We start from the raw sequence: 15,155 nt of genomic DNA, 5'->3' as shown, positions 1-15,155 counted from the left end.
GTTGTGCCCTTTGAGCGAGACAGTCACGCCTGAGTCTTTGCTGCATGCGGAATCTACAGAACACCCCAGGATCGAGGTTCGAGCCTGGGGTGTTCGCGGCTCGTTGCCGACACCGTCATTGGAAGTATTGGGTTTTGGCGGCAACACTCCATGCGTGGAACTGAAGTTCGGCAATGAAGCCGGATGCCGTCAGCGGCTCATCTTCGACGCCGGCACCGGCATTCGGAATCTGGGGATGCACCTGCTGAAGTCGCAGTGTACGGACACCAGTTTCCATATCTTCTTAACCCACTTTCACTGGGACCATGTCCAGGGGTTGCCATTCTTTCAGGCGCTTTACCGGAAGGAAACGAAGATCACCTTCTATTCCAACCGGACACCCGAAGAGCTAAAAGAGATTCTCTGGGGCCAAATGGTAACGCCCTATTTCCCGGTGCGCTTCAGCGACATTGCGGCGACAGTACACTTCGTCCAGATCTTAGAAGCTCCGCTGGTGCTGGGGGAGGTCGAGGTGAGTTCTTTCTGCCTGACCCATCCACAGGGCTCAAGCGGATTCTGCGTTACCTATCGCGGCAAGAAGATCGTCTACGCGACCGACCACGAGCATGGGCAGGAGGACGCAGACCTGCGACTTCTGAATGCGGCGAGAGGGGCAGATCTGCTCTTCTACGACGCGCAGTACACGCCCGAGGAGTATCCGCACCGGATGGGTTGGGGACATGGCACGTGGCTGCAGGCGACGCGGGTCGCGGCAGCGGCGGGGGTGAAGCAGTTGGTGCTGTTTCATCACGATCCTAGCCATGACGACTTGAAGATGGAGGCGATCCTTGCGGACGCGCGGTCAAAGTTTCCTTCCACTGTGGCGGCGCGTGAGGGCGAGACGTTGATCGTACGATAGGTGGAACTTTTACGCGTGGGCTGCGTAGAAGAGAACGGCAGGGACGCGGCTGAAGCAACTGGCTGTATGCTGAAGCTGCGACGGCCGAGGTCTCCGATGCGGGTATCGAAGTTTGTTGGTGTCTGTGTGCTGCTGCTTGCGGTGGGATGCAAGCGGGCAAAGGCTCCGTCGAGCGGGAATGGAGACGCATTGAAGCCGGCCGGAGCCGACGAGATCCGCCTGGTTTTCACTTATGGTTCCGAGAAGCAGAAGTGGGTTGAGGATGTGACTGCCGCGTTCAATAACAGCGGAGCAAAGTCGGCAACCGGCAAACACATTACGGTGCAGGGGATTCCGAAGGGCTCAGGCGAAGTAGTTGAAGACCTGCTCAGCGGGCGCGACCACGCCGACGTAACGAGTCCGGCTTCCGGAGTCTTCGTGAAGCTCGGCAATGCGCGCTCGAAGGCGGCAACTGGCCAGGACCTGATTGGAAGCACGCAGAATCTGCTCCTTTCGCCGGTTGTGATCGCGATGTGGAAACCTATGGCGGAGGCGATCGGTTGGGGCAAGAAGCCGATTGGCTGGGACGACATTCTGGCGCTGGCGCGGGACAAGAAGGGATGGGCGAGTTATGGCTATCCGCAGTGGGGAGCCTTCAAGTTCGGTCACACACATCCGGCGTATAGCAATAGCGGCATCATCTCGCTGATTGCGGAGAACTATGCGGCGACGGGCAAAGTTCACGGGCTGACGCTGGCCGACGTGAACAGCCCGAAGACCAAGACATTTGTGCAGGGGATTGAGAACTCGGTCGTCCACTACGGCAGCTCAACCGGGTTCTTCGGGCGCAAGCTGTTCGACAGCGGGCCGGAGTATCTTTCCGCGGCGGTGCTCTACGAGAGCATGGTGGTTGAGAGCTACAAGCAGCCGAACTCGATGCCGTTCCCGGTTGTGGCGATTTACCCGAAGGAAGGGACGTTCTGGAGCGACCATCCCGTGGGCATCGTGAACCGTGAGTGGGTGACGCCGGAGCGCAAAGCTGCCGCGCAAATCTACATCGACTACCTGTTAGCTAAGGCGCAGCAGGAGAAGGCGCTCGATTATGGCTTCCGGCCAGGATCGACGGATGTCGCCGTGGACAATCCGATTGACGAAGCCCACGGTGTCGACCCGAAGCAGCCAACGACGACACTGGAGGTGCCATCGCCGGATGTCATTGCGGCGATCCAGTCGCAGTGGGATGACACCGAGAAGAAGTCCGCGGACATTGCGCTGGTCATGGATACTTCGGGCAGCATGCAGGACGATAACAAGCTGACCAACGCGAAGGCGGGAGCGAAGCAACTGGTGTCGCTACTAGGCGACAAGGACGAGTTTTCGCTGCTGCAGTTCAGCGATACGGCGGGTTGGGCGACGAAAGACCAGTCGCTGGGCGAGTCTCGTAAGGAATCGAATCGCGCGGTGGACTCCTTGTTTCCGGGAGGACAGACGGCGCTCTACGATGCAGTGGATCAGGCCTACACGCACTTGCAGGAGCGGCCAGCCGACCACATCCGGGCGCTGATCGTGCTGACCGACGGAGACGACAACACGAGCAAAGAGGCGCTGAGTGATCTGATAAAGAAGATTCATGCCGACGGCGAGACGCATACGATACGCATCTTCACCATCGCGTACGGGAGCGACGCACAGAAGACTGTGTTGACTCAGATTGCGACTGCGACGCAGGGCAAGGCTTATGAGGGAACGCCGGGGAATATCGTTGAAGTGTTCCGGGATATTTCGACGTTTTTCTAAAGGCTATTGAGGGTTTGAGGCAGTTATGGCTGGAAGTTCGGGAACACCTTCATTGACGTGGCTGGGCAAAGTGGTCATCGCGATCTTCGTGGTGGGTTGCGTCGCGGGAGCGTATCTGCTGGCGAATAAGCGGCATGTGCTGCCGGATGCAATGTCGAGCAGCGGGCTCGCTTCGGTCGGCGGGGGCGGGAAGGCGGTTGAGTTCGGCATCGCCTATGGGACCGAGAAGCAGCGCTGGCTGGAGTGGGCGGTCGGTCAGTACAACGCTACAGCCGAGGGGAAGAACGTCAAGATCAATCTCATCCCAATGGGGTCGATGGAGGGCGCGCATGCGGCAGTGGCGGGCGACAAGCGGATCCAGGTATGGTCGCCGGCGAGCTCTGTCTACAAAGACACCTTTGTTGAGGACTGGCAGGCGAAGTATGGCAGTAACCCAATCGTGCGGGAAGAGCCGCTGGCGCTGACACCGATGGTCTTCGTGATGTGGGAGGAACGGTACCAGGCGTTTCAGAAGCACTACGGGAACGTCGACTTCGACACAGTGAACAAGGCGCTGCATGAGACTGGCGGGTGGCAGACGATCGGTAGCCATCCGGACTGGGGGTTGTTCAAGTTCGGGCATACAAATCCAGGGGAGTCGAACTCCGGCATACAAACGCTGGTGCTGGCGGGGAATAGTTACTTCAAGAAATCGAGCGAGCTGACAGTGAGCAATGTAACGGACGCAGGCTTTCAGGGCTGGCTAGGAAAGCTGGAGGCGGCGACGAACAGCGACTCGAACAGCACCGGCAACCTGATGAAGGAGATGGTATTGAAGGGGCCGTCTTCCTACGACGCGTTGCTGGTTTATGAGAGTGTCGCCATCGACTACCTAAAGAACGCGGAAGGCCGATGGGGGGCAATCCACGTCATCTATCCCGAGTACAACACCTGGAACGATAGCCCGTACTATGTGTTGAACGCGTCGTGGAGCAGCGATGACCAACAGCGGGCGGCGGGGAAATTCCTCGACTTTCTGCTGAGTGAGCCGGTACAGAAGGAGTCGATCGTCCACGGTTTCCGGCCGGCAAATACGAATGTGCCGATGCGTACGCCGGACAGTCCATGGACTCGGTTTGCGGACAATGGGGTTAAGATCGATCTGGGAAAGATATGCCCTCCGCCGAAGGCGGAGGTTGTGACGAATCTGCTGGCTAGCTGGCAGAGGAGAGATTCACGGTAGGTAGATTTGTAGCTGCACGAGTTACATAAGGAGTTTTATGTTCAGTCGGATCGGCAATCTGTTCAAAGGTTTTCTGGGACTCTTCGTGTCGGGTCTGGAGCGGCGGAACCCCGCAGCTCTGCTCGAAGTCGAGCAGGAAAACCTTCGCAAGCAGGTAGGCAAGTTCAACAGCGGACTTGCAGCGCATGCAGGTCTGGTGGAGCGGCTGATTGGGCAGGTGCGAAAGCTGGAGAGCGACCAGGCGGACCTGCGCGCGAAGACTGCGGCAAACCTGAAGCTCGGCAATCGCGACGCGGCGGGGCAGTACGCTCTGCGGCTGCAGACGATCGACCGCGAGCTCGATGAGAACCGCAAGCAGATGGAGCAGGCGGAGACGACGTACAAGGAGCTGGTACGGGCTCGGGATGTTGCCTTCTCCATCGCGCGGCAGAAGATTGAGTCACTCAAGGCGGGCATCAGCGACTTGAAGATGAAGCGCGCGATGGCCGAGATCACCGAGATGGCTTCGGGAATGGTGACGGAGCTGGGCGGATCGGGCGATACCTTGAATCGTCTCGAATCCATGGTGCAGGAAGAGCGGTACAAGGCCTCTGGCCGGGTTCGCGTTGCGGTCGACAGCCTCGACCTGCACGATGTGCACATCAAGGAGGCCGAGCAGAGCGCTCTGGCCGAGCAGGCTCTGGCAGCGTTCGAAGCGCAACAGGCTCCCAAGCAGGTGAGCGGCGGCGTAGAGACCGTGCCCGAGGTGATGCCGACGACGCTTGCGACGGACGACGTGAGGAAGCGGTAGTCCGGGTTCTCCGGGCCCGCAATTATGTGGCGCTACTTCAAAGCAGCGTTCCTGGTGGGGGTAGATGTCCCCGGCGTGGGACGTCTACCCATCAACGCGATGGCAGCGTTCGCTGTGGCCGCTCTGGGCTTCGTGGAGCCGAGCGTGTGGCTGGCCGGGCTTGGGATCGAGGCGGCTGTCGTCTCATCGCTTGCATTCAATTCGCGATTCCAGAATGTTGTGGATGCGCTGGCGCTTCCTGCTTCAGTGAAAGCTGAGGCGGACAAGCGTTCGGCGTTGATCGCCGCGCTACCCGCTAACCTGAATGCGCGGCTGGTCGCCTTGCATAAGACCGCCACGCGAGTGATCGCGATCTGCCAGAAGCTCGGAGCGGAGCCTGAGACGATCGCAGGCACGCAGGCAAGCCTCGACAAGCTGGAGTGGATCTGTCTGAAGCTGCTGATCGCGCGGGATCACCTCGTCAACGATCTCGGTTTGGAGTCAGCGGAGAGTCTCGATGGGCGGATTGCCGCGCTGCGGAAGCAGCTTCCGGATGGCACCGGGGCTGCCGCTCCTTCAACAGGGCTGCAGCGGTCGCAGATGGCTACGCTGGACCTGTTGGAGCGGCGGATGGCGAATCTGAGGAACCGGGAGACGTTGCTCGCTGAGAACGAGAGCGATCTTTGCCGAATCGAAGCGCAGGTGGAGTTGATGCGGGAGAATGCCGCGATCGAAGGAAAGCCCGCAGCGGTGGATACGGAGATCGAGTTTGCGAGTGATCTGCGGTCGACTGAGATCTATGGCACGCATGGGGAGCTTGTAAGGGATTTGGACGCAGCGCGGTCGGGATCTTAGGGAGCTTGGTTTCGGATAGCTCTCGAAAGCGAAGTTCCTGAATATTATCGTTCTATGGCAGACAGCATCCTTGTACGCGCAGCGGTAGCAGAGGATGCAACGGCCATTGCTGCCATCTACGCGCCGCATGTGCTGAACGGTGTAACTTCCTTCGAGGTAGTGGTGCCGGATGTTGCGGAGATTCTACGGCGCAGGGAAGCGGTGCTGGAGCTTGGGCTGCCCTATCTTGTTGCGGAGATCGACGGGGAGGTCGCTGGCTATGCCTATGCCAGTCAGTTCCGGCCGCGCGCGGCGTATCGCTTCACCGTCGAAAACTCCGTCTACGTTGCAAAGCGCTTTCAGAGACGTGGCGTAGCGCGCCATCTGATGCGAGAGCTGATCGAGCAGTCTGCGAGAGCGGGCATGCGTCAGATGATCGCAGTGATCGCTGAGCCTTCAGGCAGCACAGCTTCGGTTGCGCTGCATCGCTCGCTCGGCTTTGAAGAGGTTGGAGTGCTGTGTGAAGTGGGGGAGAAGTTCGGCAGAGCAGTGGATGTACTCATCATGCAGAGAGCACTGATTTCAACATGATGGCCTATTCGACTGACTTCTACTTTGCCCTGCTGTGGAACTGACGCGGGGTGGCGGCGACGGGCACCTTCGCTGAGCGGGCGGCCAAGCCAAGTTCCAGCAGGCGTTCGGTGACGCGGTCGTGGTCATGGCGGAGGACGTCGCCTTCGTGAACGAAGTTGCCCGTGATCGGTTCGACACCGAGCGAGCGGACGCGGTCAAGATCCGCCTCGATGGGCTGTTGGCCCTCGCGAGCATATCGTTCAAGCAGCGCGGGCGAGATCGGTGCCGTGTTGATGAGCGCGTAATCGAAGAGGGGACGCTTTTGTCCGCCGGCATGGCAGAGGATTTTTTCGATGTGCTGTGACGCGGTTAGGCCGAGGGACTCGTTGGCCTGGGTCATCAGGTTGCAGACGTAGACGCGGGTGGCCTTGGAGGCGGCGATGGCCTCCGGGATGCCGCGTACGAGCAGGTTAGTGATGAGCGAGGTGTAGAGAGATCCGGGGCCGAGGGTGATGAGGTCAGCCTGAGCGATCGCGTCGAGCGTCTCGGGGAGCGGTTCAGCGGTGGGCGGGTTGAGCATCAACTCGACGATGCTGCGGCGGCTGGCGGTGATGTTGGTCTCGCCTTCGACGAGGGTACCGTCGTCCATCTGGGCGGCAAGGGTGACATTGGTGTTAGTAGCGGGATAGATGCGGCCGCGCGTCGCCAGAATCTGCGAGGACATCTGGACAGCCTGGGCGAAGTCTCCGGTGATCTCGGTGAGGGCGGCGACGAAGAGGTTGCCGAAGCTGTGGCCCTGAAGATCGCCGCTATCGAACCTGTGGCGGAAGAGCTTCGAGAGGAGAAGTTCGTCTTCGGAGAGCGCGACCATGCAGTTGCGGACGTCGCCCGGAGGGAGCATCTTCAGGTCTTCTCGGAGACGGCCCGAAGAGCCCCCATCGTCGGTTACGGTGACGATCGCTGTGAGATCGCGGATCATGCAGAGATGATCGGCGCAATCGGAGACAGCCGAAGATCCGGAAGGCGCGGCCACGTAGCGCTTCAAGCCGCGCAGCAGTGTGGAGAGGCCAGTGCCTCCGCCGATGGCGACGACACGGAGGGGCGCGCGAGAGGCAGTGGAGACGGGAAGCGTAGGCAAGAGGTGGTCTGTCGCAGTTCGCTGGAGGCCGAGGGCCGAGTGTTCGACGCGCAGAGGCTCTGGTGGCGCGCCGGACCTTATCCAGTTTATGCGAAGCGGAGGGATTGCGCTGAGGTCCGGCGCGACGTTCTAGACCTCGGGGTAGAGGAGGTCGGTAAAGCGGGGATCGTCGGCCATGTCCTGAAAGTCGGAGTCCGAGCGTGCCTGGATGCGATTCCGATTATTGAGGCGGATGGCTTCAGTGAGGTGTTCGAGGCAGGTATGCGAGTCGCCGGTCATGCTGGCGAGGACGGCGAGGCCGTAGAAGGCGTAGTCGGCGTTCTGCTTCTCGGCGAGGATGGCCTTAAACTCCTCGCGGGCGTCTTCGTAGTGGCCGTTGTTCAACAGGGAGATGGCGTAGTCGTAGCGCTCCTCGTGGCTGCTGAACTGGGTCTTGCCCTTGCTGACCTGCAGCAGGCAGGCGCTGATGTACATGCGGATGCGGTCCGCAAGTTCGGGTGGCCCCTCGGCGAGGAGCTTGTCGAAGGCTTCGTGGGCAGCCTCGTACTTGCCGGTCTGCATCAGGCGCAACGCGGACTCATAGTGCGCCAGAGAACGATTGCGCGAGTCGTCCTGGGCCGCAGGCACGGTACCAGCAAGCGTTCGAGGAGCGCGCTTGGCGTGAAGGGTGTTTGCCGATTTCGCCTGGGTCATGCTCTTCCTATTCCTTCTTGTTCTTCTACAGCCAGCATGATGACTGAATCCGTTAGTTTGTTCAACCGGTCGCCGGAAAGTTCCCGGGGCTGGTTGTATAACGTGCGCAAGCCCGTTCCGGTTTTATACGCAGAAGAGGGGGCGCGGTCAACAACCCTTATACACTCCGGGGCCGCCGTAGAGGACGGGATTGAGTTGTGGGTCGTTGTACATCTTCATCTGCCGATAAAGCTTAAAACGACGTTCGCCCGCGAGAACCTGTTTCCAAAGGGTATCGAGACAACAGGCGAGGTCGGTGCGCTGTTCTTCTAGGATGTTGAGGCGGGCGAGGTTGCGGAAGCGGTGCGCATCGGTGGCGGTCTCGCGCTGGGCCTCCTCGCGGGTGTGATAGATCTTCAGCGAAAGAATGCTGAGGCGATCGATAATCAGCCCCGGGGGTTCGGAGTTCAGCGGAGCGTCCTTATGCTCCTGCGGCACCGCGCACAGCAACGTCTGGTCGATGTTCTCGACCAGGTCATTCCGGTTCTGATTGAGCAGGTCGATGGCGTGTTTGACGGTGGCGATGTTCTCAGCGGTGGCACTGGCGTCGCGAGCCAGGTCCTCTTGATGCCACAGGTCGAAGTTCGCGCGATGCTGGGCGATGATCGATGCCATGATGCCGTCAAGAGGGATGGTTGTTCCGGCTTCTTCGTCTGGCAACGAAAGATGATAGTCGCCGACTTCGAAGTGGGACGCATGATCATGCCAGAGGAGCGTAGCGTGATCCTGGGTCCGAATTATCTGAACTGCATCAATCATATTTTTGTCTTGAACCGGTGTTTTCAAAATCCACCGGCGTTGAGTCTGCGGACCGTGGCCAACATGTCCGCAACAAAAACTGTATCAGCATTGGGCGGGCAAGCGTGATGGGAGTGAGTTGCCGCAAGGCCTAGCAATCAAGCAAACTGAGTAGCTTGAGTACATTGGCGAACGAATCGAAGAAGCGAGTGTTGATCTACAGACTGGGCAGTCTTGGCGATACGGTCGTGGCATTGCCTGCGCTTCATCTGGTGGCGCGGGCGTATCCGAACGCCGAGCGGAGGATGCTGACGAACATCCCGGTGAACTCAAAAGCGCCCGCGGCGGAGGCGATTCTTCGCGGGACCGGACTTGTAGACGGCTACTTCAACTACAAGGTGGGGACGCGCAGCCTGCGGGAGCTGGCTTCGTTGTGGTGGCAGCTGGCGCGGTGGCGGCCGCAGGTGGTGGTTTACCTGGCGGCGTTTCGAAGCGAGGCTGCGGTCATGCGGGACAGCCGGTTCTTCTCCCTGTGCGGAATCAGGCGACAAGTCGGAGTTCCGCTGACTAGGGCGATGCAGGAGAATCGGTGGATCGAGGAAGATCAGGCGCTGGAGGCTGAAGCGAGCCGGTTGGCGCGGAATATCGCCGAGCTGGGCGATGCCAGTGTCGATGATCCGAAGAGCTGGGACCTGCGGTTGACCGAGGCGGAAAGGGCGAGAGCCCGCGAGGCGCTGGCGACTACCGGGAAGATGCCCGTGATTGCGGTGAGCGTGGGGACGAAGGTGCAGTCGAAGGATTGGGGTGCGGCGAACTGGCGAGAGTTTCTGGGACAGGTCGCGACGGCAGCGCCGGGACATGCTCTGGTACTGTGTGGAGTTGCGGAGGAGTTCGACGCGAGCGAGGCTGCGGCTGAAGGTTGGCGGCAGGCAGGCGGAAAAATGGCGGTGAACCTCTGCGGTAAGCTGACGCCACGGGAGAGTGCGGCAGTCTTCGCGGAGGCGAGACTCTTCATCGGCCACGACAGTGGCCCGATGCACCTGGCGGCGGCGGTGCAGACGCCCTGCGTGGCGATCTTTGCGGCGCGGAACCGGCCTCGGGTCTGGTTTCCCTACGGACGACAACATAAGGTGATCTATCACCAGGTCGATTGCTGGGGGTGTGGGCTCGAGACATGCGTGGTGGAGCGTAAGAAGTGCATTACGTCCATTACCGTGGACGAGGTGATGGACGCGGTGCGGGAGATTCTAGGACGGAGCTAGAAGGCCTTGGTGGCGGAATTGCGGAGGGCTGGAGTGGTAGACTCGACGCAAATGTTGCCTGAACTCTCCGCAATTCTGGACCTACTTGAAGGTGGTTTTGGCCGGCTGAAGATACTCGTCGTCGGCGACCTGATGCTTGACCGTTACATCTTCGGCGAGGTGGACCGTATCTCTCCCGAAGCTCCCGTTCCAGTGCTGCGGCACGCACGCCGGTATGAGCGGGCTGGAGGCGCGGCGAATGTCGCGATGAACCTCACCGGCCTGGGGTGCCAGGCGTATCTGGCAGGCTTCTGGGGCGATGACGGCGAGAAGAAAGAACTGGCGGCGATTCTGGAGCAGGGTGGAGTCGATACAGTTGGAGTCGTCTCGGGGACATTGCCTACGATCTCGAAGACGCGGATTGTCGGGCGGGTGCAGCAGTTGCTGCGGCTCGACATCGAGAGCCAGGACGATCGGCCTGAAGTAGAGAACGATCGTCTGCGGGAGCGAGTGGTCGAGCTTGCCGGGAAGATGAGCGCGGTGATCCTTTCGGACTATGCCAAGGGCGCGCTCACACCGGGGCTGTGCGAGGCGGTGATTCGCGCGGCGAAGGAAGCGGGAGTGCCAGTGTTTGTCGATCCCAAGACGCCGGACTTTGGGAAATACTCTGGTGCGACGACGGTGTGCCCAAATTTGAAGGAACTGGCGCTGGCGACAGGTATCGCGGCTCATAAGACGGGCGAGGTGATCGCGGCGTCCACGGGGTTGCTGTCCGAGCATGACCTGAGCTTCCTGACGGTCACGATGAGCGAGAAGGGAATTACCGTAGTCGAGCCGTCGGGAAGCTATCACTCTCCGGCGCGGGCGCGTGAGGTCTTCGATGTCTCTGGCGCAGGAGACACGGTGATCGCGACGCTCGCTGCTGGCGTCGCCGGTGGGCTGAAGGTGAGGACGGCGGTTGAGTTTGCGAACCTTGCCGCTGGGATCGTCGTGGCGAAGGTTGGTACGGTTCCGGTGGCGCGGCACGAGTTGATCGCGGCGCTCACGCCAAGCTCAGGGATCTCGTCAGGCGACAAGGTTCTTGATCTGGAGCGCGTGACGAAGCGTGTCGCGGAGTGGCGGGCGGCGGGCGAGACGATCGTCTTCACGAATGGCTGCTTTGACCTGCTGCACGTAGGACACATCGCGCTGCTGGAAGATTGCAGGCGGTTCGGAACGAAGCTGATCCTCGGGCTGAATACCGATGCTTCGGTGTCGCGTTTGAAAGGACCATCCCGGCCGATCGTGGGCGAGCGAGAGCGAGCGAAGGTGATGTCCGCACTGGCAGCGGTCGACGTCGTGGTGCTCTTCGATGAAGACACACCGCTCGAGTTGATCCGCAGTCTGAAGCCGAACGTGCTGGTGAAGGGTGGGGACTATTCGGTGGAGACGGTTGTGGGGCACGAGGATGTGATCGCCTCGGGGGGCCGGGTGGAGATCGTGCCGACAGTGGAAGGATTTTCGACGACGAACATCGTCAGGAAGATGGCGGAAGGTGGGCAGCAGTCGGCGGCTAAACTGGCCGAGGTGTTGCGTTGATCATTGTCACGGGTGGCGCGGGATTTATTGGCAGTAACCTGATCCATCAGCTCAACGCAGCAGGCGAGCGGGAGATTCTGCTGGTGGACAACTTCGCGCCTGCTGCGACTTTGAGTGGGCCGAAGTTTCTCAACCTCCACGGCGCGAAGTTTATGGACTACATGGACAAACATGAGTTCCGCGCCGCTCTGAAGGCAGGGGAGTTCGAGAGCGTGAAGGTGCGGGCGATCCTGCATCAGGGTGCATGCTCGAACACGCTCGAAGACGACGGCCGCTACATGATGGACAACAACTTCACCTACTCGAAGGAGCTGTTGCGATTCGCGGTGGAGCGATTGATCCCGTTCGTCTATGCGTCCACGGCAGCGGTGTATGGGGCCAGCCTGAAGTTTGCCCCGGTGGCGAAGAACGAGCGGCCATTGAATGTCTACGGATACTCCAAGCTGGTGTTTGATGATTTTGTACGACGGCTAGCGCCGCAGTTCCAGAGCACCGTCGTAGGGCTTCGGTACTTCAACGTCTATGGGCCAAGGGAGCAGCACAAGGGCCGCATGGCGAGCGTGATCCACCACTTCACGAAGCAATTGAAGGAGTCGGGTACGATACGGATGTTCGAGGGCTCGGGCGGCTATGCGAATGGAGAGCAGCGCCGGGACTTCGTCTTTGTCGATGACCTGGCGCGGATGAACCGGTTTTTCGCCGGGCTGCTGCCCGAGAGCCCGAAGATGCCGGTGAAGGGCATAGTCAACGCCGGAACCGGCGAGGCGAGGACGTTCAAGGCTGTGGCGGATGCGTTGATGCAGGTGCATGGGCCCGGAAAGATCGAGTACATACCGTTTCCCGGGGATCTGAAGAACAGGTATCAACACTTCACCGAAGCGGATACAGCGGGCCTGCGCGAAGCGGGATATGCGGAGCCGTTTACTCCGCTCGAAGAGGGCGTAAGAAGGACGTTTGAAGTCGAACCGGTGAGCTAGGGCGTTGCTCGTAAGTGCGATCTGAAATGAGTTCGGAGGGTCGAAATGATTGAAGCGCCGGGGATTTTATGTATCAGCACGTATGAAAAGGGGCAGGCGTTCCTGAAGGAAGCCGCGCGGCTGGGGTGCGAGGTAACGCTGCTGACCGTCGATGGGCTGGTCAACGCTGATTGGCCGCGCGCGTCGCTGAAAGAATTGATCACGATGCCTGAGGGTCTAACGCCGGAGCAGGTTTTGAACACCGTCTGCTACCTGGCGCGGAGCCACCGATTCGATCGCATCGTAGCGCTCGACGAGTTCGATCTCGAGGTCGCTGCGCTGCTACGTGAACACATGCGGCTGCCTGGAATGGGCGAGACGGCAACCCGGTTCTTCCGCGACAAATTAGCGATGCGGGTTCAAGCGCGGGCGTCAGGAGTCGCGGTGCCAGAGTTTACCGGCGTCTTCAACTACGACGAAGTTCGAGCGTACATGGCGGCAGTGCCGGGACCATGGCTGCTCAAGCCGAGGACGAACGCGTCGGCGATTGGTATCAAGCCGATAAATCATCCGGACGAGCTTTGGCCCATCCTCGACCAGCTCGGCGACCTGCAGAGCCACTATGTGTTGGAGCGGTTTGTCGCTGGCGAGGTCTATCACGTTGAAGGGGTGAGCTGGAAGGGGGATGTCCTTTTCGCTGCGCCGCACAAGTACGGGCATCCTCCGATGCAGACGATGCACAAGGGCGGCGTGTTCACGACGCGATCATTGCCTCCAGAGTCTGACGATGCGAAGGGACTAGTGGCAATCCATGCGGCGACCCTGAAGGCACTGGGGATGTACTCCGGCGTGACGCATACGGAGTTCATCAAGTCGAAGGCAGATGGTAAGTTCTACTTCCTCGAGACGGCAGCGCGGGTTGGCGGCGCTTACATTGCGGAACTGGTCGAGTCTTCGAAGGGGGTCAACCCGTGGGTCGAGTGGGCACGGATTGAAGTCGCAACCCTGTTGAAGATGGAGTACTGTCTGCCGAATTCAGTGCGTGAGGAGTATGCGGGGAGCGTGATCTGCCTGGCGAAGCAGGAGGAGCCGGACCTGAGTGGTTATAGCGATCCTGAAGTCGTGCTTCGCTTGAAGAAGCACCATCATGCCGGGCTAATTGTCAGGTCGGCATCGGCTGAGCGCGTGGAGTCGTTGGTCGACTCTTATGGTGCTCGTTTTCTGGACGAGTTTTGCGCGTCGGAGCCGGTGCCGGACAAACCGTCAGCGTAAGCAGCTTCCGCGATATCGATGTTTGAGGGAGAGGCAGACGAGAGGGTGACGGCGCTGGGGCTCGTCGCTTCCTCGACGTATCCAGCTTTTTTTACCGAATTCCTATGATGACAACTGGTACAGATCAAGCCGGACGACCCACAGCGGTTCATCTAACAGCACTGTGCTATCTCGATGATTCTACTAAAATGCGCGTTTGAACCTACGGAGCTTTGGGGCTTTCAGGCTGTGCGACCGAGAAGGAATTCCGCCCAAAGTTGGGGTAACATGGAAACCATCCACACCTCTTTATTTTGGCCTGTTCGTTGTGCACGCGATGATGTGCCCGAAAGCACTTGATTGTCATAGCCTAGCCGGAGCTTGATTGGAGTCGCACTTGGAAGAACGAGCGCAGAGCACAATATCTTTACTTGACATCCAGTTTAACGACTACACGCTTCCCGAGTTGCTTGCAGCCGTGCGCGAAGGAGTAGGGGCCCGTGACCGACGGATCATCGCGAACCACAATTTGCATAGCCTCTTTCTTTTCCATCGGAACCTCCGTCTCCGAGAGTTTTATCGGCTTGTCCACTCCTCGCACATTGACGGGATGCCTCTCGTTTGGATCGCCCGGAAGTATGGGTATGACGTTTCCCGCGACCGGCGAATCACCTACGTCGATTTTTCGCCTCCGCTACTTGAAATGGCGAATCAGGAACATTGGCGAATCTTCTATATCGGATCGCGTCCCGAAGCCTGCGTGGCCGGGACGGAAGCGGTGCGAGTCCGTTACCCAGGCATCAAATGGGAAGCCACAAATGGTTACTTCGATATGACGAGGACGGGGGCGGCCAATCAGGACCTCGTCCGCCGTATTCGAAAGTTCGCCCCGGACATTCTGATGGTGGGCATGGGGATGCCGCGACAGGAACAGTGGATCGCCGAAAACCACGCTGATATCGAAGTGGGTGTGATCCTTCCTTGCGGCGCGGCAATCGACTACATCGCGGGTGCGGTTCCGACTCCGCCGCGATGGGCAGGCAGGATGGGTCTAGAGTGGCTCTTCCGACTGTTTGCTGAACCAAGGCGGCTAGCTTCTCGTTACCTTATCGAACCCTGGTATGTCATCGGACTCCTTCTGCGCGACCGCCTGAAGCGCGTCGCCGCGCCCAAGTAAGCTCAGTGTTGCGTGCCGAACCTAACCGGCTTAACTTCAGCCTAAATCGATACGGAAGACAATCCTTTGTTGATGCGGTTCCGGATCTACAGGTCAGAGAGGTGGCTCGGTTTGTTTGAACAGATTCCTTTGGTTCTAAGGTGGAGGTTCTGTCTTGGTTAGGCTGCCATATGTTCTGTAAGCGTACGTCGACTCCCTCTGGCTATGTTTCCTGATCGTGGTTGAAGATTGCGGCATGCTGCAGTCAGGTATGGGTGAGGGTCGTCGTGTTC

At 59.7% G+C, this 15,155-nt stretch carries 14 protein-coding genes; 11 read left to right on the top strand and 3 right to left on the bottom strand.

Translation table 11 applies throughout. The annotated features are described in order from the left end of the window. Window positions 1-10: 10 nt before the first annotated feature. The 6 genes from HDF16_RS00070 (at window position 11) to HDF16_RS00045 (ending at window position 6,090) form a co-directional block, all read left to right on the top strand. Complete coding sequence (locus HDF16_RS00070; protein WP_221312387.1) at window positions 11-898, top strand: MBL fold metallo-hydrolase; 888 nt, start codon at window positions 11-13, stop codon at window positions 896-898. Between the two features lie 96 nt (window positions 899-994). Then, complete coding sequence (locus HDF16_RS00065) at window positions 995-2,674, top strand: vWA domain-containing protein (RefSeq protein ID WP_221312385.1); 1,680 nt, start codon at window positions 995-997, stop codon at window positions 2,672-2,674. 25 nt (window positions 2,675-2,699) lie between these two features. Further along, the gene (locus tag HDF16_RS00060; protein WP_184212977.1) at window positions 2,700-3,896 is read left to right on the top strand and encodes an extracellular solute-binding protein; all 1,197 of its coding nucleotides are present in this window, start codon (window positions 2,700-2,702) and stop codon (window positions 3,894-3,896) included. Window positions 3,897-3,933: 37 nt separating this feature from the next. Next, window positions 3,934-4,686, top strand: coding sequence for a PspA/IM30 family protein (locus HDF16_RS00055; protein ID WP_184212975.1), 753 nt, complete (start codon window positions 3,934-3,936; stop codon window positions 4,684-4,686). 24 nt (window positions 4,687-4,710) lie between these two features. Beyond that, entirely contained in the window at window positions 4,711-5,520 is an 810-nt protein-coding gene (locus HDF16_RS00050; protein ID WP_184212973.1) for a hypothetical protein, read from the top strand. A 54-nt stretch (window positions 5,521-5,574) separates the two neighbouring features. After that, window positions 5,575-6,090, top strand: a complete 516-nt coding sequence (locus HDF16_RS00045; protein ID WP_184212971.1) for a GNAT family N-acetyltransferase — start codon at window positions 5,575-5,577, stop codon at window positions 6,088-6,090. Between the two features lie 19 nt (window positions 6,091-6,109). On the opposite strand, the gene HDF16_RS00040 is transcribed toward HDF16_RS00045, so the two are convergent. The 3 genes from HDF16_RS00040 to HDF16_RS00030 all read right to left on the bottom strand — a co-directional run bounded on the left by HDF16_RS00040 (window position 6,110) and on the right by HDF16_RS00030 (window position 8,701). Then, complete coding sequence (locus HDF16_RS00040) at window positions 6,110-7,210, bottom strand: gluconeogenesis factor YvcK family protein (protein ID WP_184212969.1); 1,101 nt, start codon at window positions 7,208-7,210, stop codon at window positions 6,110-6,112. A 129-nt stretch (window positions 7,211-7,339) separates the two neighbouring features. Then, window positions 7,340-7,903, bottom strand: a complete 564-nt coding sequence (locus tag HDF16_RS00035; protein ID WP_184212967.1) for a TPR end-of-group domain-containing protein — start codon at window positions 7,901-7,903, stop codon at window positions 7,340-7,342. A 147-nt stretch (window positions 7,904-8,050) separates the two neighbouring features. After that, window positions 8,051-8,701: a DUF4254 domain-containing protein gene (locus HDF16_RS00030; protein WP_184212965.1), complete on the bottom strand. Its 651-nt coding sequence runs from the start codon at window positions 8,699-8,701 to the stop codon at window positions 8,051-8,053. A 155-nt stretch (window positions 8,702-8,856) separates the two neighbouring features. Here HDF16_RS00030 and HDF16_RS00025 point away from each other — a divergent pair, with 155 nt between their 5' ends. The 5 genes from HDF16_RS00025 to HDF16_RS00005 all read left to right on the top strand — a co-directional run bounded on the left by HDF16_RS00025 (window position 8,857) and on the right by HDF16_RS00005 (window position 14,883). After that, window positions 8,857-9,942, top strand: a complete 1,086-nt coding sequence (locus tag HDF16_RS00025) for a glycosyltransferase family 9 protein (RefSeq protein ID WP_246408532.1) — start codon at window positions 8,857-8,859, stop codon at window positions 9,940-9,942. A gap of 51 nt (window positions 9,943-9,993) precedes the next feature. Further along, entirely contained in the window at window positions 9,994-11,499 is a 1,506-nt protein-coding gene (rfaE1, locus tag HDF16_RS00020; protein ID WP_184212963.1) for a D-glycero-beta-D-manno-heptose-7-phosphate kinase, read from the top strand. Then, complete coding sequence (rfaD, locus tag HDF16_RS00015; protein WP_184212961.1) at window positions 11,496-12,476, top strand: ADP-glyceromanno-heptose 6-epimerase; 981 nt, start codon at window positions 11,496-11,498, stop codon at window positions 12,474-12,476. The genes rfaE1 and rfaD overlap by 4 nt, the downstream gene beginning before the upstream one ends. A 45-nt stretch (window positions 12,477-12,521) precedes the next feature. Next, window positions 12,522-13,727: an ATP-grasp domain-containing protein gene (locus HDF16_RS00010; protein ID WP_184212959.1), complete on the top strand. Its 1,206-nt coding sequence runs from the start codon at window positions 12,522-12,524 to the stop codon at window positions 13,725-13,727. Window positions 13,728-14,103: 376 nt separating this feature from the next. Continuing rightward, complete coding sequence (locus HDF16_RS00005; RefSeq protein WP_221312383.1) at window positions 14,104-14,883, top strand: WecB/TagA/CpsF family glycosyltransferase; 780 nt, start codon at window positions 14,104-14,106, stop codon at window positions 14,881-14,883. The last annotated feature ends 272 nt before the right edge of the window (window positions 14,884-15,155 follow it).

This window comes from Granulicella aggregans, from assembly GCF_014203275.1.
Lineage (GTDB): Bacteria > Acidobacteriota > Terriglobia > Terriglobales > Acidobacteriaceae > Edaphobacter.
The sequence above is the reverse complement of the archived record's forward strand: the minus strand, read 5'-3'. Positions and strand labels throughout refer to the sequence as shown.

What these genes read in the sequence shown, in the direction of transcription:
- HDF16_RS00065 (WP_221312385.1), top strand. Translation starts at nt 995, where the DNA reads ATGCGGGTATCGAAGTTTGTTGGTGTCTGTGTGCTGCTGCTTGCGGTG.
- HDF16_RS00030 (WP_184212965.1), bottom strand. Translation starts at nt 8,701, where the DNA reads ATGATTGATGCAGTTCAGATAATTCGGACCCAGGATCACGCTACGCTC.
- HDF16_RS00050 (WP_184212973.1), top strand. Translation starts at nt 4,711, where the DNA reads ATGTGGCGCTACTTCAAAGCAGCGTTCCTGGTGGGGGTAGATGTCCCC.
- HDF16_RS00035 (WP_184212967.1), bottom strand. Translation starts at nt 7,903, where the DNA reads ATGACCCAGGCGAAATCGGCAAACACCCTTCACGCCAAGCGCGCTCCT.
- HDF16_RS00010 (WP_184212959.1), top strand. Translation starts at nt 12,522, where the DNA reads ATGATTGAAGCGCCGGGGATTTTATGTATCAGCACGTATGAAAAGGGG.
- HDF16_RS00055 (WP_184212975.1), top strand. Translation starts at nt 3,934, where the DNA reads ATGTTCAGTCGGATCGGCAATCTGTTCAAAGGTTTTCTGGGACTCTTC.
- HDF16_RS00045 (WP_184212971.1), top strand. Translation starts at nt 5,575, where the DNA reads ATGGCAGACAGCATCCTTGTACGCGCAGCGGTAGCAGAGGATGCAACG.
- HDF16_RS00060 (WP_184212977.1), top strand. Translation starts at nt 2,700, where the DNA reads ATGGCTGGAAGTTCGGGAACACCTTCATTGACGTGGCTGGGCAAAGTG.
- rfaE1 (WP_184212963.1), top strand. Translation starts at nt 9,994, where the DNA reads ATGTTGCCTGAACTCTCCGCAATTCTGGACCTACTTGAAGGTGGTTTT.